The 25,535-nt window shown below is 65.6% G+C and carries 25 protein-coding genes; 7 read left to right on the plus strand and 18 right to left on the minus strand.

Going from position 1 to position 25,535, the window contains the following annotated elements; all coding sequences use genetic code 11:
* Positions 1-301 precede the first annotated feature (301 nt).
* The 3 genes from K8U54_RS01785 (at position 302) to K8U54_RS01795 (ending at position 2,639) form a co-directional block, all read left to right on the plus strand.
* Positions 302-1,285, plus strand: a complete 984-nt coding sequence (locus K8U54_RS01785) for an ABC transporter substrate-binding protein (RefSeq protein WP_249908612.1) — start codon at positions 302-304, stop codon at positions 1,283-1,285.
* Positions 1,286-1,304: 19 nt separating this feature from the next.
* Positions 1,305-1,469: a hypothetical protein gene (locus K8U54_RS01790; protein WP_249908613.1), complete on the plus strand. Its 165-nt coding sequence runs from the start codon at positions 1,305-1,307 to the stop codon at positions 1,467-1,469.
* Positions 1,470-1,532: 63 nt separating this feature from the next.
* Positions 1,533-2,639, plus strand: a complete 1,107-nt coding sequence (locus K8U54_RS01795; protein WP_249908614.1) for an LLM class flavin-dependent oxidoreductase — start codon at positions 1,533-1,535, stop codon at positions 2,637-2,639.
* Between the two features lie 92 nt (positions 2,640-2,731).
* Here K8U54_RS01795 and sppA read toward each other — a convergent pair whose 3' ends face one another.
* Genes sppA through rluC form a run of 3 tightly spaced genes read right to left on the minus strand, consistent with a single transcriptional unit; the run spans position 2,732 to position 5,337 of the window.
* Positions 2,732-3,706, minus strand: coding sequence for a signal peptide peptidase SppA (gene sppA, locus K8U54_RS01800; RefSeq protein ID WP_249908615.1), 975 nt, complete (start codon positions 3,704-3,706; stop codon positions 2,732-2,734).
* On the minus strand, positions 3,696-4,391 hold the full coding sequence (locus K8U54_RS01805; RefSeq protein ID WP_070887099.1) for an HAD-IA family hydrolase: 696 nt from the start codon (positions 4,389-4,391) through the stop codon (positions 3,696-3,698). Before K8U54_RS01805 ends, sppA begins: the two co-directional genes overlap by 11 nt.
* Entirely contained in the window at positions 4,384-5,337 is a 954-nt protein-coding gene (gene rluC / locus K8U54_RS01810) for a 23S rRNA pseudouridine(955/2504/2580) synthase RluC (RefSeq protein ID WP_249908616.1), read from the minus strand. Before rluC ends, K8U54_RS01805 begins: the two co-directional genes overlap by 8 nt.
* A gap of 747 nt (positions 5,338-6,084) precedes the next feature.
* Between rluC and rne the strand changes: the two genes are divergently transcribed.
* Positions 6,085-9,306, plus strand: a complete 3,222-nt coding sequence (gene rne, locus K8U54_RS01815; RefSeq protein ID WP_249908617.1) for a ribonuclease E — start codon at positions 6,085-6,087, stop codon at positions 9,304-9,306.
* Positions 9,307-9,449: 143 nt separating this feature from the next.
* Here rne and murB read toward each other — a convergent pair whose 3' ends face one another.
* From murB to K8U54_RS01870, 11 genes are all read right to left on the minus strand, one after another.
* Complete coding sequence (gene murB / locus K8U54_RS01820) at positions 9,450-10,469, minus strand: UDP-N-acetylmuramate dehydrogenase (protein ID WP_249908618.1); 1,020 nt, start codon at positions 10,467-10,469, stop codon at positions 9,450-9,452.
* On the minus strand, positions 10,466-10,930 hold the full coding sequence (locus tag K8U54_RS01825; RefSeq protein WP_249908619.1) for a low molecular weight protein-tyrosine-phosphatase: 465 nt from the start codon (positions 10,928-10,930) through the stop codon (positions 10,466-10,468). Before K8U54_RS01825 ends, murB begins: the two co-directional genes overlap by 4 nt.
* Positions 10,930-11,694: a 3-deoxy-manno-octulosonate cytidylyltransferase gene (kdsB, locus tag K8U54_RS01830; protein WP_249908620.1), complete on the minus strand. Its 765-nt coding sequence runs from the start codon at positions 11,692-11,694 to the stop codon at positions 10,930-10,932. The genes K8U54_RS01825 and kdsB overlap by 1 nt, the downstream gene beginning before the upstream one ends.
* Position 11,695: 1 nt before the next feature.
* Positions 11,696-11,881 (minus strand): Trm112 family protein, encoded by a 186-nt coding sequence (locus K8U54_RS01835; RefSeq protein WP_013791977.1) that lies wholly within the window; start codon positions 11,879-11,881, stop codon positions 11,696-11,698.
* Between the two features lie 41 nt (positions 11,882-11,922).
* Positions 11,923-12,930 (minus strand): tetraacyldisaccharide 4'-kinase, encoded by a 1,008-nt coding sequence (lpxK, locus tag K8U54_RS01840; RefSeq protein ID WP_249908621.1) that lies wholly within the window; start codon positions 12,928-12,930, stop codon positions 11,923-11,925.
* Positions 12,930-13,358 (minus strand): ExbD/TolR family protein, encoded by a 429-nt coding sequence (locus K8U54_RS01845; protein ID WP_249908622.1) that lies wholly within the window; start codon positions 13,356-13,358, stop codon positions 12,930-12,932. Before K8U54_RS01845 ends, lpxK begins: the two co-directional genes overlap by 1 nt.
* The gene (locus K8U54_RS01850) at positions 13,355-14,011 is read right to left on the minus strand and encodes a MotA/TolQ/ExbB proton channel family protein (protein WP_249908623.1); all 657 of its coding nucleotides are present in this window, start codon (positions 14,009-14,011) and stop codon (positions 13,355-13,357) included. Before K8U54_RS01850 ends, K8U54_RS01845 begins: the two co-directional genes overlap by 4 nt.
* Positions 14,012-14,083: 72 nt before the next feature.
* Entirely contained in the window at positions 14,084-16,306 is a 2,223-nt protein-coding gene (locus K8U54_RS01855) for a DNA internalization-related competence protein ComEC/Rec2 (RefSeq protein WP_249908624.1), read from the minus strand.
* Positions 16,307-16,427: 121 nt separating this feature from the next.
* Positions 16,428-17,672 (minus strand): lipoprotein-releasing ABC transporter permease subunit, encoded by a 1,245-nt coding sequence (locus K8U54_RS01860; protein WP_249908625.1) that lies wholly within the window; start codon positions 17,670-17,672, stop codon positions 16,428-16,430.
* Positions 17,672-18,376, minus strand: a complete 705-nt coding sequence (gene lolD, locus K8U54_RS01865) for a lipoprotein-releasing ABC transporter ATP-binding protein LolD (protein WP_249908626.1) — start codon at positions 18,374-18,376, stop codon at positions 17,672-17,674. The genes K8U54_RS01860 and lolD overlap by 1 nt, the downstream gene beginning before the upstream one ends.
* The gene (locus K8U54_RS01870; protein ID WP_249908627.1) at positions 18,369-19,619 is read right to left on the minus strand and encodes a lipoprotein-releasing ABC transporter permease subunit; all 1,251 of its coding nucleotides are present in this window, start codon (positions 19,617-19,619) and stop codon (positions 18,369-18,371) included. Before K8U54_RS01870 ends, lolD begins: the two co-directional genes overlap by 8 nt.
* A 95-nt stretch (positions 19,620-19,714) precedes the next feature.
* Here K8U54_RS01870 and K8U54_RS01875 point away from each other — a divergent pair, with 95 nt between their 5' ends.
* From K8U54_RS01875 to K8U54_RS01885, 3 genes are read left to right on the plus strand one after another with little or no spacing between them, the layout of a single operon-like run.
* The gene (locus K8U54_RS01875) at positions 19,715-20,287 is read left to right on the plus strand and encodes a PilZ domain-containing protein (RefSeq protein ID WP_249908628.1); all 573 of its coding nucleotides are present in this window, start codon (positions 19,715-19,717) and stop codon (positions 20,285-20,287) included.
* Entirely contained in the window at positions 20,284-20,580 is a 297-nt protein-coding gene (locus K8U54_RS01880; RefSeq protein ID WP_249908629.1) for a phosphodiesterase, read from the plus strand. The genes K8U54_RS01875 and K8U54_RS01880 overlap by 4 nt, the downstream gene beginning before the upstream one ends.
* Positions 20,581-20,589: 9 nt before the next feature.
* A complete protein-coding gene (locus K8U54_RS01885; protein ID WP_093501775.1) occupies positions 20,590-21,309 on the plus strand; it encodes a glycerophosphodiester phosphodiesterase in 720 nt (239 codons plus the stop codon).
* A gap of 210 nt (positions 21,310-21,519) precedes the next feature.
* On the opposite strand, the gene sthA is transcribed toward K8U54_RS01885, so the two are convergent.
* The 4 genes from sthA to nqrF form a co-directional block, all read right to left on the minus strand.
* Positions 21,520-22,914, minus strand: coding sequence for a Si-specific NAD(P)(+) transhydrogenase (gene sthA / locus K8U54_RS01890; protein WP_249908630.1), 1,395 nt, complete (start codon positions 22,912-22,914; stop codon positions 21,520-21,522).
* A gap of 126 nt (positions 22,915-23,040) precedes the next feature.
* Positions 23,041-23,268 carry a (Na+)-NQR maturation NqrM gene (gene nqrM / locus K8U54_RS01895; RefSeq protein WP_249908631.1) on the minus strand — a complete coding sequence of 76 codons (228 nt, stop codon included), beginning with the start codon at positions 23,266-23,268 and terminating at the stop codon, positions 23,041-23,043.
* Positions 23,265-24,308 (minus strand): FAD:protein FMN transferase, encoded by a 1,044-nt coding sequence (locus tag K8U54_RS01900; protein WP_249908632.1) that lies wholly within the window; start codon positions 24,306-24,308, stop codon positions 23,265-23,267. The genes nqrM and K8U54_RS01900 overlap by 4 nt, the downstream gene beginning before the upstream one ends.
* Positions 24,305-25,528: an NADH:ubiquinone reductase (Na(+)-transporting) subunit F gene (nqrF, locus tag K8U54_RS01905; protein WP_249908633.1), complete on the minus strand. Its 1,224-nt coding sequence runs from the start codon at positions 25,526-25,528 to the stop codon at positions 24,305-24,307. Before nqrF ends, K8U54_RS01900 begins: the two co-directional genes overlap by 4 nt.
* Positions 25,529-25,535: the final 7 nt, after the last annotated feature.

A 25,535-nucleotide genomic window follows, 5' to 3' on the forward strand; every position in this document is an offset into this window, starting at 1 on the left:
ATTAAATACTTAACACTGATATTAAAAAACAGATTAAATAATGAAATTACATAATTAGCTTAGAACCACAAAGACTTTCACAGCCCTTTCCTGGCCCTATAAGGTCAATTGCAGACCGACCCCTTTCCTGGCGGAGGCCGTCCCCTCGACCCTGCCAGGAGCGTTTCGCCCATGCCCGCCCCCACTTTCCTTCCCGTCCGATCACCGTCGCGCATTGCCTGCTCCAAGCGGCGCGGCAGCCACTTGCGCGCACCTTATCTGACCAACCTGGCCGCGCTGGCGGCCTGACCGGAGCTCACCCATGCTGATCCGTACCCTCCTCGCCACCCTGCTCGGCAGCAGCCTGCTGCTCGGTGGCCATGCCAGCGCCGCCGACCTCGAGCCATTGCGCGTCGCCAACCAGAAATCCGGCATCAAGCTGCTGCTCGAGGCCGCTGGCGAACTCGACGACGTGCCGTACCAAATCGACTTCTCCGAGTTCCCCGCCGCCGCGCCACTGGGCGAGGCGCTGAACGCCGGCGCCGTCGACATCGGCGGTCTGGGCGATGCCCCCTATGTATTCGCCCTGGGTGCCGGTGCGCCACTCAAGGTGGTGGAAATCATCCAACGCGATGGCCGCTACACCACTTCGATCCTGGTGCCGAAGGATTCGCCGTTGAAGACCGTGGCCGACCTAAAGGGCCAACGCATCGTCACCAACCGCGGCTCCATCGGCCACTTCCTGGTGATCCGCGCCCTGCGCGAAGCCGGCCTGAAAACCTCCGACGTAACCTTCGTCAACCTGCTGCCCACCGATGCCCGCAGCGCCCTGGAAAGCGGCGCCGCCGATGCCTGGTCGACCTGGGATCCGTACACCACCATCGCCATCACCCAGAACGGCGCGCGCATCCTGCGCAGCAGCGACAACCTGCTGACCAACCACTTCTACCTGGCCGCCACCCAGACCGCCGTCGATGGCAAACGCGTGCAGCTCGAAGACTTCGTCCAACGGGTCGAGCGCGCCTTCCTGTGGGCCAATGACCATCACCAGGCCTATGCCGAGGCCCAGGCGCGGGTCACCGGCCTGCCGGTCGAGGTGCATCTGGAGTCGGTCAAGGCCACCGTGCACTCGCGCGCCGAGATCACTGACGAGGTCATCGCCGGGCTGCAGCAAGTCGCGGACATCTACCTGGAAGAAGGCGTGCTGAGCCGCTCCGTGGACGTATCCCAGGGCTTCGATGCGAGCTTCAACGCCGCCCGCGCCGAGCAGCCCGAAAAAGCGCTCGCCCAGGCGCAGCCCCGGTAATCCGCCAGGAGCACCTTCCATGAGCAAACGACAGATCAAACTCGGCGCCATGATCCACGGGGTCGGCCACGGCTGGGGCGAATGGCGCCACCCGGATGCACTGGCCGCGGTAATCAGGCACGTCGGTCTGGCCGTGCCCAACCAAGGCAACACCGTGCGCCACCTGCCGGGCCAGATGGCCTGAACGCCCGCCGCCGCCTCGTCCAGCCGGCCAGCGGCGGCCTACCTCAATCGAAAGGAGCAACCCATGAGCCTCGAATTCATCGGCCTGATCGGCCCCCAGGAAGGCAGCGAATCCCAGGCGCCACGCGGCCCGGTAGTGGACATCGACTTTATCAAGGCCTTCGCCCAGGCCCAGGAATATGGCGGCTTCGACAAGGCGCTGCTGGCCGTCAACACCAGCGCACCGGACTCGCTGATCCTGGCCAGCTACGTGGCCGCGGTGACCGACAAGCTGGGCCTGCTGGTCGCCCACCGCCCGGGCTTCCAGGCGCCGACCTTCGCCGCGCGGCAGTTCGCCACCCTCGATCACCTGAGCCGCGGCCGCGCCTCGATCAACGTGATCACCGGCGGCGACAGCGGCGACCTGCAGCGTGACGGCGACCACCTCGACAAGGACGCCCGTTACGCACGCACCGAGGAGTACCTGGATGTCCTGCGCAAGACATGGACCCGCACCGAACCCTTCGATCACCAGGGCGAGCACTACCGCATCGAAGACAACCTCACCCTGGTCAAACCGCTACAGAAGCCCCAGGTACCGATCTATTTCTCGGGGGCATCGGACGCCGCCGTGGAAGTCGCCGCCAAGCACGCCGACGTGTACATGATGTGGGGCGAGCCCCTGGAGCAGGTCCGCGAGCGCATCGCCAAGGTGCGCAAGGCCGCCGCCAAGTACGGCCGCGACAAACACATTCGCTTCAGCCTGTCGCTCAGGCCGATCCTCGGCGCCACCGAGGAAGAAGCCTGGGCCCGCGCCGAGCGCACTCTGGCCGATGCACGGGAGCTGATCCACCTGCGCCAGGGCAAGCGCCGCGACAAGAACTTCGGCACCAGCAACGCTGGCTCCTCGCGCCTGGTGGAACTGGCGGGCCAACGCAAGGTGCATGACAAACGCCTGTGGACCGAGATCGCCGCCCTCAGCGGCGGCGCCGGCAACTCCACTTCACTGGTCGGCACCCCGGAGCAGGTCGCCGAGGCCGCGCTGGAGTACTACAACATCGGCGTGAGCACCTTCCTGTTCCGCGGCTTCGAGCAACTGCGCGACGCCGTGGAATACGGCCAGGATCTGCTACCGCGCATTCGCGCCCTGGTCGAGCAGCAGAACAACGCCAAGAGCATCAGCAACGCCTGATGTCCTCTCTCTAAAGGCAGCGTGTGTGGATTTTCGAAACCAATAAAAAGCCCCGGCATCTGGCCGGGGCTCTCTAATTCACAAAGCCGTCATCAACGCAGGGTCGGACCCTGGAAGCCCATCCACAACGCCAGGTGCTCCGCCACGCTGGCGCCGAGCTTCTTGGTGAAGCGATCCAGCGGGCTTTCCTGCACGGTGAAGTCGACCATCTCTTCCTGGCCGATCACCTCGCGGGCCACGTAGCTGGTGCTGCCCAGCCCGTCGATCAGGCCCAGGCTCAGGGCCTGCTCGCCGGACCAGATCAAACCGGAGAACAGCTCGGGATGCTCGGCATCCTTGAGGCGATCGCCACGGCCCTTCTTCACGCTGTCGATGAACTGCTTGTGGGTGGTGTCCAGCACCGTTTTCCAGAAACGGGTTTCCTCGTCCTTCTGCGGCTGGAACGGGTCGAGGAATGCCTTGTGCTCACCCGAGGTGTACACGCGACGCTCGACGCCAAGCTTCTCCATGGTGTCGACGAAGCCGAAACTGGCCGCCGTGACGCCGATGGAACCCACCAGGCTGGCCTTGTCGGCGTAGATCTGGTCGGCGGCGCTGGCGATGTAATAGGCACCCGATGCACCGAGATCGGAAATCACCGCATAGACCTTGATGTCCGGGTGCTCGCCACGCAGGCGGCGGATTTCGTCGTACACGTAGCCCGACTGCACCGGGCTGCCGCCCGGGCTGTTGATGCGCAGGACCACGCCCTTGGTGTTCGGGTCCTTGAATGCAGCGCGCAGGCTGCCGACGATGTTGTCGGCGCTGGCCGCTTCCTTGTCGGCAATCATGCCGCGCACCTCGATCACCGCGGTGTGGGCCGAGCTGCTGCCGCTTTGCGTGCTGATCAGCGGCGAGAACAGCGCCAGGGCGCCGAACAGGTAGATGAAGGTCAGCAGCTTGAAGAAGATGCCCCAGCGACGCGAGCGGCGCTGCTCGTGGACACTGGCCAGCAAGGTCTTCTCGAGGAGCTTCCAGCTCTTCGGGTCACTCTCGGAGACCGACGACGTCTTTCTCTCACCCCACATGCTCAATCTCCTCGGTTCGGGTCTCGGCTACCCTGCTGCTCAGCCAGGTACTCAATTGCATGAAATGGTCGATCGACAACTTCGGCTGATAAAGGCTCAGCGCCTCCAGCGTCTGGGCACCATAGCCCACCGCCACCGAATCCATACCCGCACGCTGCGCCATCAGCAGGTCGAACGACGAGTCGCCGACCATCAGCGCCTGCTCGGCGCTCACCCCGCAGTGTTGCAGAATCTCGTGGAGCATCCGCGGGTCCGGCTTGCTGGCCGTTTCATCGGCGCAGCGGGTGATGTCGAAGTAATCCTGCCAGCCCAGGGTATCGAGAATCCGCTGCAGGCCTCGGCGGCTCTTGCCGGTCGCGACCGCCAGCTGATAGCCCTGCTGGCGAAACCTCGCCAGGCTCTGCTCGACACCGTCGAAGAACGCCGAAGGCGTCTGGTCCAGGGCCACATAGCAGTCGCTGTAGCGGGCATGGAAGCGTTCGACGTGCGCCGCTTCGCCGAGTTCCGGATAAAGGGTGGTGATCGCCTCGGGCAGCGCCAGGCCGATGATGCCCTTGACCGCCTCGTCGCTGCGCCGCGGCACGCCGCACAGATCGGCGGCCTGGTGCATGGCGGTGACGATGCGGGCGATGGAATCGACCAGGGTGCCGTCCCAGTCGAAGATCAGCAGCTCGTAGTCACGCACTCAGGCGCTCCACGGTGCGTGCCCACATCTCGTCGACCGGCGCCTCGAGCTTCAGCACGCCGCCCTCGGGCAGCGGGATGTTCAGCTCGTAGGCATGCAGGAACAGGCGCTTGCCGCCCAGCTCGCGAATCTCCCGGGTGAAGTCGTCATCGCCGTACTTGCTGTCACCGGCGATGCAGTGCCCGCCGTACTGGGCGTGCACGCGAATCTGGTGGGTACGGCCGGTCACCGGCTTGGCTTCGATCAGGGTGGCGAACTCGCCGAAGCGGCGCAGCACGCGAAATACGGTCAGCGCCTCCTTGCCTTCGGGGTTGACCTCGACCATGCGCTCGCCGGAACGCAGATTACTCTTGAGCAGCGGCGCGTTGATCTGTTTCTTGGCGGTCGCCCAGTGGCCGCGCACCAGCGCCATGTAGCGCTTGTCGACGCCGTCGCCGCGCAGTTGCTCGTGCAGGTGGCGCAGCATGCTGCGCTTCTTGGCGATCATCAGCAGGCCCGAGGTGTCACGGTCCAGGCGATGCACCAGCTCCAGGTCCTTGGCATCCGGACGCAGCTGGCGAAACGCCTCGATCACCCCGTAATTGAGGCCGCTGCCACCATGCACGGCGATGCCGGCCGGCTTGTTGAGCACGATCAGCGCCTTGTCTTCATAGACGATGGCCGCTTCCAGGCGCTGCAGCAGGCCCTGGGCCAGCGGCTCGGGCTCGTCGCGTTCGGCCAGACGCAGCGGCGGCACGCGCACGACGTCGCCGGCCTGCAGCTTGTACTCGGGCTTGATGCGCCCCTTGTTGACCCGTACCTCACCCTTGCGCAGGATGCGGTAGATCAGGGTCTTGGGAACGCCCTTGAGCTGGTTGCGAAGGAAGTTGTCGATGCGCTGACCCGCGAGCTCAGGCGCGACCTCGAGCAGCTGAACGCCGGAGGTTGGGGGAGTAGGTGTCGTCATGGCCGCAATCATACAATTTTTATGCATTTGAAGCACTTAATCATTGCTGCTATAGTCGCGAATGCCGTCAAAAGCGGCCTGATTCGCGGATGTTGCCAAACCGCCATCGCGAATCGAGCAACCCACTTCAGGACATAAGGCCGTCCGACGGGCATCTCACAGAGCGAAAGGCCGGCATGGCTGCTCGAGAAACTCGGAAACAAGGCCTGAGACACAGATGCGTGACCTGCCCAACTGGACGGTCGCGGTAATGCCAACCCGCTGCGGATTTTCGTGAGCGGCACCCGATTTTCAGCGATACGTGTAGGGTGGAGATGCACAACGGTCGGCCTGCGTAGCAAAGAGCTTTATCTAAAGACGCGTCATATCGTCCGCTACCGACCCTTGATTCCTCCTCCTGACTGAGAACCTGTTTAGGGTCTCGCGAGCTAGCGCCACGCAAGACGCTACGTTAGTAACAGCCCCCGTTCGGGGCGGCCGAGGAAACGACCTTTACCCGCGTGGTAAACGGGCCTTCCAGACCGGTTTCAACGCAGCAAGGCCGATGCTTAGCCGATCACAAGCGAGTTCTGAGGGCTTTCTGTCACATACAGCAAGCAGGAGACGTCCGTCGCGGCCCAGCAAAACTGGCTGCTGCCGCTAGACAATGAAACGATTTACGCCCGTTTCTGACGCACCTGACACCGACCCTGAGCGTCGTGTGTGCCTAACGCGGCTTCCGGCAGCACCGGAAACCACTGGTACCACATGAAAAGAATGCTGATTAACGCAACTCAACCCGAAGAGTTGCGTGTTGCGCTGGTAGATGGCCAGCGCCTGTACGATCTGGACATCGAGTCCGGCGCCCGCGTACAGAAGAAATCCAATATCTACAAAGGTCGTATCACCCGCGTAGAACCCAGCCTCGAAGCGGCGTTCGTCGACTTCGGCTCCGAGCGTCACGGCTTCCTCCCCCTCAAAGAAATCTCCCGCGAATACTTCAGCAAGGCCCCCGAAGGCCGCGTCAACATCAAGGACGTGCTCAAGGAAGGCCAGGAAGTCATCGTTCAGGTCGAGAAAGAAGAGCGTGGCAACAAGGGCGCAGCCCTGACCACCTTCATCAGCCTTGCCGGTCGTTACCTGGTACTGATGCCCAACAACCCGCGTGCCGGTGGCATCAGCCGCCGCATCGAAGGTGAAGAGCGCAACGAACTGCGCGAGGCGCTCAACGGCCTCGACATCCCGGGCGACATGGGCCTGATCGTGCGCACCGCCGGCCTGGGCCGCAGCAGCGAAGAAATGCAGTGGGACCTCGACTACCTGCTGCAACTGTGGAGCGCCATCAAGGAAGCCTCCCAGGACCGCCCTGCCCCGTTCCTGATCTACCAGGAAAGCAACGTCATCATCCGCGCCATCCGCGACTACCTGCGCCAGGACATCGGCGAAGTGCTGGTCGACAGCGTCGAAGCCCAGGAAGAAGCCCTGACCTTCATTCGCCAGGTGATGCCGCAGTACGCCAGCAAGATCAAGCTGTACGAAGACAGCGTGCCGCTGTTCAACCGCTTCCAGATCGAAAGCCAGATCGAAACCGCCTTCCAGCGTGAAGTGAAGCTGCCGTCCGGTGGCTCGATCTACATCGACCCGACCGAAGCCCTGGTGTCCATCGACATCAACTCGGCGCGTGCCACCAAAGGCAGCGACATCGAAGAAACCGCCCTGCAGACCAACCTGGAAGCGGCCGAAGAGATCGCCCGCCAGCTGCGCCTGCGCGACATCGGCGGCCTGATCGTCATCGACTTCATCGACATGACCCCGGCCAAGAACCAGCGCGCCGTCGAAGAGAAGGTCCGCGAAGCCCTGGAAGCCGACCGCGCCCGCGTCCAGGTCGGCCGCATCTCGCGCTTCGGCCTGCTGGAAATGTCCCGTCAGCGCCTGCGTCCATCCCTGGGCGAAAGCAGCGGCATCGTCTGCCCGCGCTGCAACGGTCAGGGCATCATCCGCGACGTCGAGTCGCTGTCCCTGGCCATCCTGCGCCTGATCGAAGAAGAAGCCCTGAAGGACCGCACTGCCGAAGTACGCGCCCAGGTGCCGATCCCGGTCGCCGCCTTCCTGCTCAACGAGAAGCGCAACTCGATCACCAAGATCGAACTGCGTACCCGTGCGCGCATCGTCATCCTGCCGAACGATCACCTGGAAACCCCGCACTTCGAAGTGCAGCGTATCCGTGACGACAGCCCGGAAGCCCAGAGCGCCCAGACCAGCTACGAAATGGCCACGGTCGAAGCCGAGGAAGAAAAACCAGCAGCCGCGACCCGCACCCTGGTTCGCCAGGAAGCCGCCATCAAGGCCGCCCCGCCGCGCAGCGCACCGGCTCCGGTCAGTGAAGCCGCGCCAGCCGCTCCGGTTGCCGCTGCTGCCCCTGCCGGTGGCCTGTTCAAAGGCCTGGTGAAGTCCCTGGTGGGCCTGTTCGCCGGCGCCGAAGAACAGAAGCCGACCGTGGTCGAGAAAAAGCCGGGCGAGCGCCAGCCGCGCGGTGACGAGCGTCGCAACGGTCGCCAGCAGAACCGCAACCGTGGCAACCGCCGCGACGACGATCGCAAGCCGCGCGAAGAACGCCAACCGCGCGAGGATCGTGCCGCCCGCGAAGAGCGTGCACCCCGCGAGGAACGCGCGCCACGTGAAGAACGTCAGCCGCGCGCCCCGCGTGAAGACCGCCAGGCCCGTGAGAACGTGGAAGTACGCGAGCCTCAGGAAGTGCGCCAGTCCCGCCCGCCGCGCGAACCGCGTGAAGGCCAGGAAAACCGTCGCGAGCGTCGTCCCCGCGAAGAGCGCCAGCCACGCGAACTGCGTGCCCCGCTGGACGCCGAGCCGCAGAACGAAAACACCGCCGTTGCCGGCGAAGAAGCCCGCGCCGAGCGTCCGCAACGCGAACCGCGTCAGCCACGCCAGCCGCGCGAAGAGCGTCAACCGCGCGCCGAGCAGGCCAAGGCCGACAGCGCTGAAGAAGAGGTGCTGAACAGCGAAGAGCAGCAGGACGACGATCAGGACGGCAACGAAGGTGGTGACCGCCCACGTCGCCGTTCCCGTGGTCAGCGTCGCCGCAGCAACCGTCGCGAACGTCAGCGCGATGCCGATGGCAATCCGATCGAAGGCAGCGACGAGAATGTCGAGCAGCCGGTCGCCGGCGCCAGCATCGCCGCAGCCGCCACCGTGGCGGCCGTGATCGCGGAAACCGAGCGACCAGCCGAGCAGGACGCCACCGGCGAAAGCCAGGCGGCCGCCCCTGTAGAGGCCGCTCAGGCACCTGCTGCAGTCGCAGCCGAGCCACCGGCCCCGGCCCCGGCCGAGGACGCCGCTCCGGCACCCGTAGTCGCCGAGCGCGCCGACCTGGCGATCGAAGCACTGCCGGAAGTCGAGCAGCCCCGTGAGCAGGCGCCGGTTTTCGAAGCCGTTGCCGAGCAGCCAGCTGTCGTCGCCGAAGCGGTGAGCGAGCCCGCCGTCGTCGAAGCAGCCGCTGTCGAGAAACCGCTTGCCGAAGCGCCGCTGGCCGAAACCACCGTCGTCACCGAGCCAGCGCCCGCAGCCGAAGCTGAAGCTGAAGCGGCAACTGCACCGGTCGTGGAAGCCGCAGCGGTCGTCGAGCAAGCGCCTGCCGAGCAGCCTGCGCCAGCAGCCGTGGCCAGCAGCAATGGCCGTGCACCGAACGACCCCCGTGAAGTGCGCCGTCGCAAGCGTGAAGAGGAGCGTCTGGCTCGCGAAGCCGAGGAAGCTGCCAAGACTGCCGCCGCGGCACCTGCCGTGGTCGAGGCCGCTCCGATCGCTGAAGTCGCCCCTATCGTTGAAGCAGCTCCGGTCGTCGAAAGCGAGGCCCTGGTCGATGCCCAGCCAGCCAGCGAGCCGGTCGAGCAAGCCGAACAGGCCGACGTCATCGTCACGCCGGTCGACGAAAGCGCCCAGCGCGATCAGGATGCGCCCAAGCCGCAAGCCTGATCGCTGACGCGTAAAGAAAAGGGATGCCTCGGCATCCCTTTTTTATTGCCTGCGATTCGGGGAAAAAGGGCCGTCCGGCCCTGGGGGCAATGAAAATGCCGCAGGAGCACCGCGAGCCCCGCCAAGGCGGCGAGGCCACGCAATCAGAGCAGGTTCGGCTCGATTTCCAGGCTGACCCCAAAGCGCTCGGCGATATCGGCCTGGATGCGCCGTGCCAGGTCGAGCAGTTGCTGCCCGCTGGCGTTGCCATGGTTGACCAGCACCAGCGCCTGCAGCCGGTGCACGCCGGCATCGCCGTCGCGATAGCCCTTCCAGCCGGCCTTTTCGATCAGCCAGCCGGCAGCCAGCTTGACCTGGCCGTCGGCCTGGGGATAGGCCACCAGGTCGACATGCTCGGCCTGCAGACGCTGCGCCAGTTCGGCTGGCACCAGGGGGTTCTTGAAGAAGCTGCCGGCGTTGCCGAGCACGGCAGGATCCGGCAGTTTCTCGCTGCGGATGGCGCAGATGGCGCGGCTGACATCCAGGGCGGTTGGCGCCTCGATGCCCTGCTCCGCCAGGCGCAGGCGCACCGGGCCGTAATCGAGATGCAGCGGCGCGTGGCGGCTCAGGGCGAAGCGTACGCGCAGGATGATCCAGCGCCCACTTTCACGCTTGAACAAGCTGTCGCGATAGGCGAAGGCGCACGTCTGCAGGTCGAACTCGCGAACCTCGCCGCTCTGTCGATCCAGGGCCGTGAGGCCGAGGAAACAGTCCTTGAGCTCGACACCGTAGGCGCCGATGTTCTGCACCGGCGAGGCGCCGACGGTACCAGGGATCAGGCTGAGGTTCTCCAGGCCGACCAGGCCCTGGCCCAGCGTCCACAACACGAAATCGTGCCAGGGCTCGCCGGCTTCGGCTTCGATCTGCACGCACTGGCCATCGTCGGCGAGCACGCGAATGCCGCGGCCGACCATGCGCAATACCAGCGCCTCGACATCGGCGGTCAACAGCAGGTTGCTGCCACCGCCAAGCACCAGCAGCGGCACCTGACGCTCGCGCGCCGCCTCGAGCGCCTGGCGAACCTGATGCTCGTCGCCGGCCTCGGCCCAGTAGCGTGCGGCCACGTCCACGCCAAAGGTGTTGTAGGCCTTGAGCGATACGCCCGACTGCACCACCAGGCTCATAACCGTCCCTTGAGTTCGATCAACAAGGCATCGCTGGCCTGCTCGAGCAGATCCAGCACGTGCTCGAAACCTTCGCTGCCACCGTAATAGGGATCCGGTACCTCGTCCTCGGCCAGGCCGAAACGCCGCAGGTACAGATCCAGCTCGCCCCGTGCCTGGGCCGGGCGCAGGCGCTGCAGGTCGCGCAGATTGGCGCTGTCCATGGCCAGGATCAGGTCGAAACGGGCGAAGTCGTCAGGCGAGACCTGGCGGCCGCGCAGGCTGGACAGGTCATAGCCACGGCGCTTGGCCGCTTCCTGAGTCCGCGAGTCCGGCGCCTTGCCGATGTGCCAGTCACCGGTGCCGGCGGAATCGACGTCGATGCGCTCGGCCAGGCCGGCCTGTTGCAGACGCTGGCGCAACACCGCCTCGGCGGTGGGCGAACGGCAGATGTTGCCCAGGCAGACGAACAGGACGCGCATCAGGCGCCCAGCAACCGGCGCACGCGGTCCAGGTCTTCCTGGGTATCGACGCCGGCGGGCGGCGCTTCCAGGGCGTCTGCGACGTGGATACGCACGCCATGCCAGAGCGCGCGCAACTGCTCCAGGCATTCGGTGTTCTCCAGCCAGCACGGCCCCCAGGCGACGAAGTCCTGCAGGAAGCCGGCGCGGTAGGCATAGATGCCGATATGCCGGCGGTAAGGCACCTCTGCCGGCAAGGCGTCGCGGTCGGCGGCGAAGGCATCCCGCGCCCAGGGCAGCGGCGCGCGGCTGAAGGTCAGCGCCAGGCCATTGAGGTCGCTGGCGACCTTGACCACGTTGGGATTGAACAGCGCCGCGACATCCTCGATCGGCTCGGCCAGGGTGGCGATGCCCGCCCGGGGATTGCTCGCCAGGTTGGCGGCCACCTGGTCGATGATCGACGGCGGCACCAGCGGCTCGTCGCCCTGCACGTTGACCACGATGGCATCGGCAGCCAGGCCCAGCGCCGCGGCCACTTCGGCCAAACGGTCGGTGCCGGAGTTATGGTCGACCCGGGTCAGCAGCACCCTGGCGCCGAAACCCTGGCAGGCCTCGACGATACGGGCATCGTCGGTGGCCACCACCACCTGGGTCGCACTGCTCTTGCAGGCCTGCTCCCACACATGCTGGACCATCGGCTTGCCGGCGATGTCCTGCAGCGGCTTGCCGGGCAGGCGGGTGGACGCATAGCGCGCCGGAATCACCACGGTAAAGGCGTTGCTCATGTTACTTGTCCAGGCGCTCGTCATCGTTGAGGGTGCGGGCTTCGCTTTCCAGCATGACCGGAATGCCATCGCGGATCGGATAGGCCACACCGGCGCCCTTGCTGATCAGTTCGGTCTTGTCCTGGCTGAGCTTGAGCGGGCCCTTGGTGATCGGGCAGGCCAGGATATCGAGCAGTTTCGGGTCCATGGGAAATCCTTGAGAACAGAGAAGAAGTAGAGCGCGAAGGCTTAGTGCCGCTCGCCGAGCAGACGTTCCAGCCGGGCGTCGAACCAGGCGCGGAACGCCGCGGAGGGCTGGGCCTCGACGGCCAGGTACCACCAGTCGTCGGCCGCAAAGGCCCGGCACTTCACCGCATCCTTCTCGGTCATCAGCAGCGGCAGCGCTGGCGAGAAATTCAGCAGCTCGGCGCTGTAGGCCGCATGGTCGGCGAAGGCATGCGCGACAGGCCGCCAGTGTAGCGCCTCGAGGGTTTTGAAGAAACGCTGCGGGTTGCCGATGCCGGCCACCGCATGCATGGCCTGGCCCGGGGGAAAATGATCGAGCGGACGGCGCTCGCCGTTGCGCAGGTTGATCAGCGCGCTCGGCACCAGGCTGAAGGCATAGCCCCCGAGTGGATCCTCGGGCGCACCGTTATAAAGGCAGGCATCCACGCTTTGCAGGCGCTCGGCCGGCTCGCGCAACGGCCCGGCCGGCAGGCAGCGGGCATTGCCGAGGCCGCGGGCGGCATCGATCAGCACCAGCTCCACGTCACGGGCCAGGCGGTAGTGCTGCAGGCCATCGTCGCTGAGCAGCAGGTCCAGCGGCTCCTCGGCCAGCAAGGCCCGCGCCGCCCGGCTGCGATCCGGGTCGATCATCAGCGGCACGCCGCAGCGCTGCACGATCAGTAGCGGCTCGTCGCCCGCCTGCTCGGCGCTGTGCTCGGCCCTGACTCGCCAGGGAAAACTTGGCGGCTTGGCACCATAGCCGCGGCTGATCACCCCGACGCGCAGGCCGCGGGCCTGGCACTGCTCGACCAGCCAGAGAATCAGAGGGGTCTTGCCGGTACCGCCAACGGTGATGTTACCCACCACGATCAGCGGCACGGGTGCGCGATAGATCTCACCCTCGCCCGCCAGGAAGCGCGCACGCTTGCGCTCTGCCACGCCGCGGTACAGGGCCTCCAGCGGGCGCAGCAGCGCCAGCGCCGGATGCCCCTCGTACCAGGCCTTGACCAGACGGTCGGCAAAGCTCGCCATCAGGGCGCTGCCTGGGTCTCGACCGTGGTGATGCGCAGGTGCGCGAAGCCCAGCTTGCCGGCGGCGTCCATGGCGGTGATCACCGACTGGTGGCTGGTCTTGGCGTCGGCGCTGATGGTCAGCGGCAGGCTGTTGTCGCCGCCGGACTCCTTCTGCAGCGCCGCCATCAGGTTGTCCAGATCGTTCTTGATCAGGGCCTGACCGTTGAGCGAGAAGCTGCCATCGGCGGAGATCACCACTTCCAGCTGCTTGAGCTCGCTCTGCTCCGGCGGCGTGCCGCTGGCTGCCTCGGGCAGGTCGACCTGCATGCGGGTTTCCCGGGTGAAGGTGGTGGTCACCACGAAGAACAGCAACAGGATGAACACCACGTCGATCAGCGAGGCGAGATTGATCTCGACCTGCTCGCGCCGTCTACGTCTGAACTTCACGCCTTTTTGCTCCCCTTGGCCGGCTTGGGCTCCTCGGCCAGGTCGACGTCGCGCTCGCCCTGGACCATTTCCACCAGCTTGATCGCCTCCTGCTCCATGCCGATCACCAGTTCATCGACACGGCGCTGCAGGAAACGGTGGAAGAACAGCGCCGGAATCGCCACGGCCAGGCCCGATGCGGTGGTGATCAGCGCCTTGGCGATACCGCCGGCGAGCAACGCCGGGTTGGCGGTGCTGCCGCCCATGAACGAGCCGAAGATGTCGATCATGGCGATCACCGTGCCGAGCAGGCCGAGCAGCGGCGTGATGCCGGCGATGGTGCCCAGGGCGTTGAGGTAGCGCTCCATCTCGTGGACCACCCGTGCGGCGGCCTCCTCGATGCACTCCTTCATGATCTCGCGGCCGTACTTGGAGTTGGCCAGGCCTGCCGCGAGGATCTCGCCCAGTGGCGAATCGGCGCGCAGTTCCTTGAGTTTCTGGCTGTTGAGCTGCTTGTCCTTGATCCAGCGCCACACCTGCCCCAGCAGATGCGGCGGCGTGACCCGGCTGACGCGCAGGGTCCACAGACGCTCGGCAATGATGCCCAGGGCAGCGATTGAACACAGAATGATCGGCAGCATCACCCAGCCGCCAGCTTTAACCAGTTCCCACACGGTGGCAGATCCCCTTCGCAAAAGTGGCGCCACTCTAGCATAGGGCCGTGATGTCGCCGACGGCTGCGGTTCTCATTTTTCCCGCCAGAAACGCGGTATTTCACGCAGTACCCGTGGCTCGCCAAAGGTGCCGAGGTCGATACGCAGTGCGCCGGTCTCGACGCTGTCGTAGGCCCGGGCCTCGAAGGCGTCATACCGGGAGACCACCATCGGATGCGGATGCCCATAGGCATTGTGCTTGCCCCGCGAATACAGCACCGCCTGGGGCTGCACCGCCTTGAGCAAGGCCCAGGACGACGAACTGCGGCTGCCGTGGTGCGGCGCCACCAGCCAGCGGGCCTGCAGCTCGCGACCGCTGTCGATCAGCGCGCGCTCGGCCCGCGTGTCGATATCCCCGGTCAGCAGGATGCGCTCGCCGGCCGCCTCGATCATCAACACGCAGGAAGACTGGTTGCTGTCCGCCGCCTCGGCCCAGCGCCAGGTGCTGAACTGCACGCCATCCCATGCCCAGGTCGCTTGCCCGCACGCCTCTGCGCCGAGGCCGGCGGGTAGCGCGGGTGCCTCGCCACTGACCACGCGTTTCACCGGCATGCCCCGCGCGACCGCCTCGGCACCACCGGAGTGGTCATTGTCCGAATGGCTGATCAGCAGCATGTCCAGTGCGCGCACATCCAGTGCCCGCAACGAGGGCAGCACCACCCGCTCGCCCAGGTCGAAATCGCCGAAGCTGGGGCCGGCGTCATACAGCAGCGCGTGATGGCGGGTCAGCACCAGCATCGACAGCCCCTGGCCGACATCCAACATCCATACCTCGGCGCGCTGCTCGGCAGGCCGCTCTACCGGCGTGAACAGCAACGGCAGCAGCAGGATCAGTCCCAGGCTGCGCAACGGCACACCGCCCGGCAATAGAATGAACAGCGCGCCCAGCGCCACCAGCAGCCAGCCCCACAACGGCAGGTGGCTGGGCAACCAGGCCGGCAGCCACTCGGCCATCAAGCCGAGCAGGCGGAACAGCCACTCCAGGGAGAAGCCGGCCAGCCACAGTAGCCCCTCGCCAAGCCAGGGCACCGGCAGCAGCAAGGTGCCGAGCAGCGCCAGCGGTACCACGGCGAAACCGACCCAGGGCACGGCGATCAGATTGGCCAGCGGGCTGCTGGCACTGATCGGCAGGCCGAGGGCCATCAGCATCGGCAGCAGGCCCAGGGTCATCGCCCACTGCGCGCGCCCCAAGGTGCGCCACCAGGCCCAGGCGCCCAGGCGCGCGGCGAAAATCAGAATCAGCAGGCCCACCGCGCCGAACGACAGCCAGAAACCCGGCTGCAACACCGCCAGGGGCTCCAGGAGCAGCACCGCGACCAGTGCCATCAGCAGCGGCAAGGTGATACCCAGGTGACGAAAGCGCCAGCGCCACAGCAGCACCAGGCCGATCATCGCGCAGGCCCGCTGCACCGGCACCTCGAAGCCGGCCAGCAGGCTGTAGCCCAGCGCCGAGGCGAAGCCCAGCAGGCAGGCCGTGGGCAGCCAGGGCAGCGCGCGTGGCCACCAACCCAGGCGGGCCAGCCAGAACACCAGGCCGTAGAACATGCCGGCTACCAGCGTCACGTGCTGGCCGGAGATCACCAGCAGATGCACCGTGCCGGTGTCCTGCAGCACCCGCCAGTCGGCGACCGACAGGCCGGAGCTGTCGCCCAGCACCAGGGCGGCCAGCCCGCCGGCACGGCCATGGGGATCCTCGGCGAGCATGTGCTGGCGCAAGCGGTCGCGCCACGCCGAACTGCCGCCGGCTTCGCTCAGGCGCTGGCCGGACTTGATGGTGCCCACGCCACCGATACGCTGGGCCAGCAGCCAGGCCTCGTAATCGAAGGATTGCGGGTTGACCAGCCCATGGGGCCGCTTGAGGTTGACCGCCAGTCGCCAGGTTTCGCCAGCACGGATCTCCGGCCCGCCATACCAGGACAGACGCAGCAGTCGCGGCAGCTCGGCGCGCCGCGACCGAGGCTCGGCCAGGTGAAAGCGCACCACGCCGTCACGGACATCCGGCAGGTCCACCACCCTGCCCTCCAGCCATAGCGTGCGACCGTCCAGTGCCGGGTCCAGGCGATCATCCAGCGCCCATTGGGCCGACAGGCAGGCCCAGCTGAAGCCGAGCAGCAACAGGCCGATCCGGTAACTGCGAAACGGCAGCAGGATCAGCCCCAACAGCGCGGACGCCAGCAACAGCGAGACCGGTGGCAGCTGGGGTAGAAAGCGCAGCACCAACAGGCCGGCGGCCAATGCCAACAATGCGCTGCGCAAGTCGCCTGTTCGCGTCCCGTCCATGGGCGTCCCGCTATGGAATCAAAAGGGCAGAAACGACAAGGCCGCCATGTTCATGGCGGCCTTCTGAGCCTAGCAGGCGGACGACGACGCGCGGCCGTCATTCGTAACGCAATGCCTCGGCCGGCTGGGTACGCGACGCGCGCCAGGACGGATACAGGGTGGCAAGGAAGCTCAGGGTCAGCGCGGCGCTGCAGATCAGCACCACGTCGGCGACCTGCAGTTCCGACGGCAGGGTGCTGATGAAGTACACATCGGAGCTGAATACGTGCTGGCCGCTGACGCGCTCCAGCCAACCCACCAGTTCGCTGACGTTGAGCGCCGCCAGCACCCCGAGCACGCCGCCGATCAGGGTGCCGATCACCCCGATCACCGTGCCCTGGACCATGAAGATGCCCATGATCTGTCGCGGCGTGGCGCCCAGGGTGCGCAGGATGGCGATATCGGCGCCCTTGTCGGCGACCACCATGATCAGCGTGGCGATGATGTTGAAAGCGGCCACCGCGACGATCAGCAGCAGCAGCAGACCGATCATGGTCTTCTCCATCTTCATGGCGCTGAACAGGCTGCCCTGGGTCTGCGTCCAGTCGCTGGCGTGGTAGCCCTCGCCCAGCTGCGTGGCGATCGCCGCCGCCACCTGGGGCGACTGGTACAGGTCCTTGAGCTTGAGGCGAATGCTCTGCACCGCCCCCGGCTCGAGGCGCTGGATCTGCGCGGCATCGGCGACGTTGATCAGCGCCAGGGAGCTGTCCAGGTCGGCGCCGACCTTGAAGATGCCGACCACGTTGAGGCGTTGCATGCGCGGTGTGATACCGCCGGGCACCGAGCTGACTTCCGGCACGATCAGCGCCAGGCGATCACCGATCTGCAGCTGGAAACGCCGTGCGGTGATCTCGCCGATGATCACCCCGTACTCGCCTTCGCGCAGGTCGCTCAGGCGGCCCTGCACCATGTGGTCACCGATGATCGACACCTTCGGCTCCAGCGCCGGGTCGATGCCGTGCAGCTGGATCGGCTGCATCACGCCGCGGTACGACAGCATGCCTTCCAGCTCGGCGAAGGGCACCGCCGCCTCGACCTGCGGGTTCTCCATCGCCACCTTGGCCGGGGCCTGCCAGTCGGCCAGGGCCGGTGCCCCGGCGATGGTCGCGTGGGGCACCATGCCGAGGATGCGCGAGCTCATTTCCCGGTGGAAGCCGTTCATCACCGACAGCACCACGATCATCGCCAGCACCCCCAGGGACAGGCCGATCATCGAGGTCAGGGAAATGAACGAGATGAAGTGATTGCGGCGCTTGGCGCGGGTGTAACGCAGGCCGATGAAGACACTCAGCGGGCGAAACATCAGGCGCGCACCAGCTTGCCGTCTTCCAGGCTCAGCACCCGGTCCATCTGCCGCGCCAGCTGCAGGTCGTGGGTGACGATCAGGAAGGCCGTCTGCGACTGGCTGCTGAGCTCACGCATCAACTCCTGAATGCCCTGGGCGGTGTGGTTGTCGAGGTTGCCGGTGGGCTCGTCGAGCAGTACCAGGCCAGGGCGGTTGACCAGTGCCCGGGCAATCGCCACACGCTGTCGCTCACCGCCGGACAACTCGGCCGGCTTGTGGCTCAGGCGATGGCCGAGGCCGACGCGCTCGAGCAGTTCGCTGGCGCGCTGGCGCGCCTCACTGATCGGCGTCTTGCCGATCAGCAGCGGCATGCAGGCGTTTTCCAGGGCGGTGAATTCAGCCAGCAGGTGGTGAAACTGGTAGACGAAGCCCAGCGCGCGGTTGCGCAGCAGGCCGCGCTGCTTCTCGTTGAGCGCCGACAGTTCCTCGCCGGCCAGCCAGACGCTGCCGCTGCTCGGCGTATCCAGCCCGCCGAGCATGTTCAGCAGCGTGCTCTTGCCCGAACCGGAGCTGCCGACGATGGCCACGCGCTCGCCGGGAAACAGCTCCAGTTGCAGATCGTCGAGCACCACCACCGATTGTGGGCCTTCTTCGTAGCGCTTGCTCAGGTTGCGGCAGCTGAGCACGGCATTCGCCTGCGCCTGCACGACCGGATCACTCATAACGTAATGCCTCCGCGGGCTGGGTGCGCGCCGCGCGCCAGGCCGGATAAAGAGTAGCGAGGAAACTCAGGACCAACGCCGCGCCGCACACCTGCACCACGTCGGCGAGCATCAGCTGCGACGGCAGGTAGTCGATGAAATACACGTCGGCATTGAGAAACTTGAAGCCCAGCAGGCGCTCGACGCCGGCGATGATGGCGCTGATGTTCAGCGCCGCGAGAATGCCCAGCACCGCGCCGATCAGGGTGCCGATCACGCCGATCACCGTACCCTGCACCATGAAGGTGGCCATGATCTGCATCGGCGTGGCGCCCAGGGTACGCAGGATGGCGATATCGCCCTTCTTGTCGGTGACCACCATCACCAGGGTGGAAATGATGTTGAACGCGGCGACCGCGACGATCAGCAGCAGGAGCAGGCCGATCATGGCCTTTTCCATGCGGATAGCCTGGTACAGATTGCCGTGGGTGCGGGTCCAGTCGCGGGCCAGGTAATCCTCCTGGCCAAAGCTCTGGGCCAGTTGCCAGGCGGTGCGCGGCGCCTGGAACAGGTCGGCGAACTTGAGGCGGATGCCCTGCACCTGATCAGGCTGGTGGCGCTGCAGGCGGGCCAGGTCCTGAACGTGGGTCATGGCCATGAAACCGTCGATCTCACCGGCGCCGACGTGAAAGATGCCGACCACGGTGAAGCGCTTCAGGCGCGGGAACACGCCGCCCGGTGTAACGGTGACTTCCGGTGCCACGAAGGTGATCTTGTCGCCCAGGCCGACGCCGAGCTTGTCGGCCGCCTTGTCGCCGATGACGATGCCGAAGCTGCCGGGCTGCAGATCCTCGAGACGGCCCTCGCGGAAGAAGTCGCCGATGATCGACACCTTGGGCTCCTCGACCGGGTCCACGGCGTTGATCAGCACCTTCTGCACCTTGCCGTCGTTGGTCAGCAGGCCCTGCATCTGGCTGAAGGGTGCCACCGCCAGCACCTGGGGATTCTTCAACGCGCGGTCGGCCAGGCGCTGCCAGTCGGTGATCGGCGTGGCGCTCTCGATGGTCGCGTGGGGCACCATGCCCAGCACCCGGGTGCGCATTTCATGGTCGAAGCCATTCATCACGGACAGCACCAGGATCATCACCAGCACACCGAGTGCCAGCCCGATCATCGAGGTCAGGGAAATGAACGAAACGAAGTGGTTGCGACGCTTGGCCCGCGTGTAGCGCGTACCGAGAAAAACGGACAGGGGTCTGAACATGTGGGGCGCTTGTTCGAGGGAAAGAGAAACGTCCTTGTGGCGGGGCCTGGCGAGCGGCCTTACACTCTGACCACCACTGCTGCCATGGGTTCGCCATGTCGACTCAAGACGAAAACGATCGCCGCGAATACTACCGTATCGAGGACAGGATCGCACTGGATTTCACCCCCCTGGCCGGCGCCGAAACCCTGGCCAGCGACGAGCTTCACGATGCCTCGCCGCTGTTCAACCTGCTCAGCGAACTGCATGTGATGGATTTCGAATCCCAGCACCTGCTGCGCAATATCAGCGAGCGCGACCGCACCCTGGCGGGCTACCTGAAGGTGGTCAACAAACGCATCGACCTGCTCGGCCAGGCCATGGCCCAGAGCCTGCTGCGCGATATCGGCCCGCCCAAGCGGGTCACCCTGTCCGAAGGCGGCATCAGTTTTCTCAACGCCCAACCGGTAACGGTCGACAGCCACCTGGCCATGAAGATGGTGTTGATGCCCCAGGCGCTCGGCCTGTTGCTGCGCGCCAAGGTGCTGCACTGCTCCGAGCGTGACGGCCAGTTCGAGATCGGCGCCGAGTTCGAAGCGCTGACTGACGCACAACGCCAGTTGCTCGCCCGGCATATCCTGCAGCGTCAGGCGCAGGAGCGCCGCCAGGCCCGCGAGGAACTCACGTGACCCCTTCCCGACTGCTGCTTGCGCTGATCTGCTCGCTACCCCTGGCCGCCCAGGCCGAGACCCTGACGATTCCCATCGGCCAGCAAGGCGCCGACCTGACCGAGGTGCCGCAAAAGGGCCAGTCCAAACGCGCGGTGCTGGAGCGCTTCGGCCTCGCCGATGAAGAGCACCCCGCCGTCGGCAAGCCGCCGATCAGCCGCTGGGACTACCGCGAATTCAGCGTCTATTTCGAATACGACCATGTGATCAACAGCGTGCGCCACCTGCAACCGCGCACCACCGCCACCGAGTAAGGAGCAACCGTGACCCTGATCTACGGCCATCGCGGCGCCAAGGGCGAAGCCCCGGAAAACACCCTGGTCAGCTTTCAGCAGTGCCTGGAGCATGGCGTGCGCCGCTGCGAACTGGACCTGCACCTGTCGCGCGACGGCGAACTGATGGTCATCCACGACCCGACACTCAAGCGCACCACCGGCCAGCGCGGCAAGGTGGTCGAGCACGATGCCGCCGAGCTGGTGCATTACGACGCCCGTCGCGGCGGCCCGGGCTGGCGCCATCCCTGCCCCATCCCGCGGCTGAGCGAACTGTTCGAGCAATGCGACTTCGAGCACTGGCAGCTGGAGGTCAAGAGTGCCTCCAAGGTACGCGCCGCGCGCACGGTGGAAGCCATTGCCCTGCTCAGCCGCCGTTTCGGCCTGGACGACAAGATCACCATTACCTCCAGCTCTCGCGAAGTGCTGAGTGCCGCCCAGCGCCTGACGCCGCATCTGGGCCGTGGCCTGGTCGCCGAATACGCCTGGCTGGATCCTATCAAGGTGGCGCGCAACTACGGCTGCGACCTGCTGGCCCTGAACTGGACGCTGTGCACCCCGGAACGCCTGCTCAAGGCACAGAAAGCCGGCCTGCACGTGTCGGTGTGGACGGTCAACGAACCCGCCCTGATGCGCCGCCTCGCCGACTTCGGTGCCGACAGCATCATCACCGATTTCCCCGGTATCGCCGTCAGTACCCTGCGCGGTTAAGCGGAGCGTTTCTTGATGTGGGAACGGGCCGTGCCCGTGATTTCGCGCGATGGGCGCGCTCCCGCCTCGCACACGATCAGCCCATAAAAAAACCGATCCACGAGGGATCGGTTTTCTGGCCTGCTCAGACGCTCTCGCGGTTTGGCCAGCGCCAGTCGCGGGAGTCGGCGAACGGATCCCCGACCGGCTCAGGCCGCCGGCCGGAGCCGCTCAAAAAAGCCGGTTGAGGCCATCGAACGCGGCTACCCGGTAGGCTTCGGCCATGGTCGGGTAGTTGAAGGTGGTGTTGACGAAGTACTTCAGGGTATTCGCCTCGCCCTTCTGGTTCATGATCGCCTGGCCGATGTGCACGATCTCCGAGGCCTGGTAGCCGAAGCAGTGCACGCCGAGCACTTCCAGGGTTTCGCGGTGGAAGAGGATCTTCAGCATGCCCACCGGCTCATGGGAAATCTGCGCCCGCGCCATGCTCTTGAAGAACGCCTTGCCGACTTCGTAGGGGATCTTGGCCTTGGTCAGCTCGTGCTCGTTCTTGCCGATCGAGCTGATCTCGGGAATGGTGTAGATACCGGTGGGGATGTCGTCGACGATCCGCCAGCTGCCGTTGTCGACGATGCTGCCGGCCGCCGAACGGCCCTGGTCGGCCGCGGCACTGGCCAGGCTCGGCCAGCCGATCACGTCGCCTGCAGCGTAGATGTTCGGGACTTCGGTGCGGTAATGCTCGTCGACGTGCACCTGGCCACGACTGTTGACCTTGATGCCGATGTTCTCCAGGCCCAGCTTGTCGGTGTTGCCGGTACGCCCGTTACACCACAGCAGCGCGTCGGCCTTGATCTTCTTGCCGGACTTCAGGTGCAGGATCACGCCGTTGTCCAGGCCCTCGATGCGCTCGTATTCTTCGTTGTGGCGAATCAGCACGTTGTTGGTGCGCAGGTGGTAGCTCAGGGCATCGGAGATTTCCGAATCCAGGAAGCTCAGCAGTTGATCGCGGTTGTCGATCAGGTCGACCAGCACACCCAGGCCGCTGAAGATCGAGGCGTACTCGCTGCCGATCACGCCAGCGCCATAGATGATCAGGCGGCGCGGGGTGTGGCTCAGGGTCAGGATGGTGTCGCTGTCATAGACCCGCGGGTGGTTGAAGTCGATATCCGCCGGGCGGTACGGCCGCGAGCCGGTGGCGATGATCACCTGCTTGGCCGACAGGGTTTCCACCACGCCGTTGGGGCAGACCACTTCGATGGTCTGCTCGTCGGCGAAGCTGCCGGTGCCAAAGAACACGTCGATGCGGTTGCGCGCGTAGTAGCCGGTGCGCGAAGTGACCTGCTTGGCGATCACGCGCTCGGCGCTTTTCAGCACGTCAGGGAAGGAGAACCAGCGTGGCTCGCCGATCTGGCGGAACATGGGGTTGGTGTTGAACTGCATGATCTGCCGCACCGAATGGCGCAGCGCTTTCGAAGGGATGGTACCCAGGTGGGTGCAGTTGCCGCCCACTTCGCGGCGGTCGTCGACCACCGCCACCTTGCGACCGGCCTTGGCCGCGTTCATCGCCGCCCCTTCACCTGCAGGGCCGGAGCCCAATACCACGACATCGTAGTTGTAGACCGCCATGTTCACTCCTCAGATCACGCCGCAACGCTTATCGCGCGTTATCGGCAGAACCAGACCGGACGTGCGGCCTGGTACGCAACATTTCGCAATGACGCATAGCCTACCGGGCCAGGCGGCAAATGGCGATCAGCGCTTGCTGGCGTCGTAGCTTTGCACGCCGGACTCGCCGTTGCCCTGGCCCGTCACTTCCGGGCATTTCTCGCGGTCGTCACCGCAGATCGAGCACTTCTTCTCGATGCCCAGGTTGGCGATGCCGCCGCAGGAGCCGGCGATGGGCTTGCGGCCCATCATCACGCCGACGGCCATCAGGCCGACGACCGTGAGCATGATCAGAAAAACCATCACGAATGTCATTGCTTGCCTCCCGCAGCGAACAGCTGCTCGAAAGTGGCGGTACTGCGTGTGACGAATCCGTCACCCTCCCGGGTCACGAAGAACGCCGCGATACCTTCGCGCTCGGCGTACTCGAACCCCTTGTCGGGGCCGAGCACCAGCAGCACGGTGGACAGGCCGTCGGCCATCAGCGTCGAGGGCGCGGCCACGGTGACCGCCGCCAGGGTGTGCTGGATCGGCGCGGCGGTCTGCGGATCGAGGGTGTGGGAATAGCGTACGCCCTGCTCCTCGAAATAATTGCGGTAGTCACCCGAGGTGGAGATGCCGTAGCCGTCCAGCTCGATCACCCGCTGGATGGCCCGCTGGTCATCCCGGGGCGCTTCGAGCGCGATACGCCAGGGCTGGCCGTCGGGCTTGCGGCCAACCGCCTTGAGTTCGCCGGTGGCTTCGACCAGGTAACTGCTCACCCCCCGTTCGACCAGCCGCGCGATGATTCGATCAACCGTATAACCGGCGGCGATGCTGTTGAAGTCGACCTGCAGGTCGAGATCCTTGCACAGGCGTTCGCCGTCGATGTGCAGGTGGTCCTGGCCGATACGCCCGCGCACCTCTTGCAGGGCCTCGGCATCTGGCACCACACGCTCGCCGTTGCCGCGCGGGCCGAAGCCCCACAGATCGAGCAGAGGTTCCAAGGTGAGATCGAACGCCCCGCCACTGTCGCGGTGCAGGGCATTGCCGGTTTCGATCAGTTGCAGCACCCCGGCGGGCATCGGCATGCAGGTGCCCGCCGGTGCGCGGTTGAATTGCTCGATCAGCGAGTCGTCACGGTAGGTGGACATCTGCTCGTCGACCTCGGCGAAGATCGCTTGCACATCGGCCTTGAGCGTGGCCTTGTCCGGTACGCCCCTGGCGCTGACGTACTTGACCGAATAGGTGCTGCCCTGGGCCGGGCCACCGAACTCCTCGACCGTCTCGGAAAAACCGCAGCTCACGAGCGCAGCAGCCAATGTCGCGGCCAGGGCAGCGACAAGGGCGGGCTGTTTCAGAGCGGTTGCAATCATCCGCCGAAGTCGTCGAGCAGGATGTTGTCCTGTTCGACACCCAGGTCGGTGAGCATCTTGATCACCGCGGCGTTCATCATCGGCGGGCCGCACATGTAGAACTCGCAATCCTCGGGCGCCGGGTGATCCTTGAGGTAGTTCTCGTAGAGCACGTTGTGGATGAAGCCGGTCAGGCCGGTCCAGTTGTCTTCCGGCTGCGGATCGGACAGCGCCAGGTGCCATTCGAAGTTCGGGTTCTCCGCCTGCAGCTGGTCGTACTCCTCGGTGTAGAACGCCTCGCGCATGGAGCGCGCGCCGTACCAGAAGCTGATCTTGCGGGTCGATTTCAGGCGCTTGAGCTGGTCGAAGATATGCGAGCGCATCGGCGCCATGCCGGCGCCGCCACCGATGAAGACCATCTCGGCATCGGTGTCCTTGGCGAAGAACTCGCCGAACGGCCCGTACACCGTGACCTTGTCACCCGGCTTGAGGCTGAACACCCAGGACGACATCTTGCCAGGCGGCAGATGGTCCTTGCCCGGCGGTGGCGAGGCGATGCGGATGTTGAACTTCACCAGGCCGACTTCTTCGGGGTAGTTGGCCATGGAGTAGGCGCGGATCACCGTCTCGTCGACCTTGGACACGTACTTCCACTGGTTGAATTTGTCCCAGTCGCCGCGGTACTCCTCCTGGATGTCGAAGTCCTTGTAGTGCACGGTGTGCGGCGGGCACTCCAGCTGCACGTAACCACCGGCGCGGAAATCGACGTTCTCGCCTTCCGGCAACTTGAGGGTCAGCTCCTTGATGAAGGTGGCCACGTTCGGGTTGGACTCGACCGTGCATTCCCACTTCTTCACGCCGAAGACTTCCTCGGGCACCTCGATCTTCATGTCCTGCTTGACCGGGGTCTGGCAGGACAGGCGCCAGCCTTCGCGGGCCTCGCGCTTGTTGAAGTGCGACTCCTCGGTGGACAGCATCTCGCCGCCACCGCTCTCCACGATGCACTTGCACTGCGCACAGGTACCGCCGCCGCCACAGGCCGACGACAGGAAGATCTCGTTCTCGGCCAGGGTCTGCAGCAACTTGCCGCCAGCCGGAACGGTGATGGTGCGCTCACCGTTGATCTCGATGTTCACGTCGCCGCCGGAAACCAGGCGCGCGCGGGCCATGAGGATCACCGCCACGAGGAGGATGATCACCACGGTGAACATGGAGACTGCTACTAGAATCTCGAAAGCCATTGGCAAC

Origin of the sequence: Pseudomonas fulva, assembly GCF_023517795.1 — a bacterium.
GTDB classification, from domain to species: domain Bacteria; phylum Pseudomonadota; class Gammaproteobacteria; order Pseudomonadales; family Pseudomonadaceae; genus Aquipseudomonas; species Aquipseudomonas fulva_D.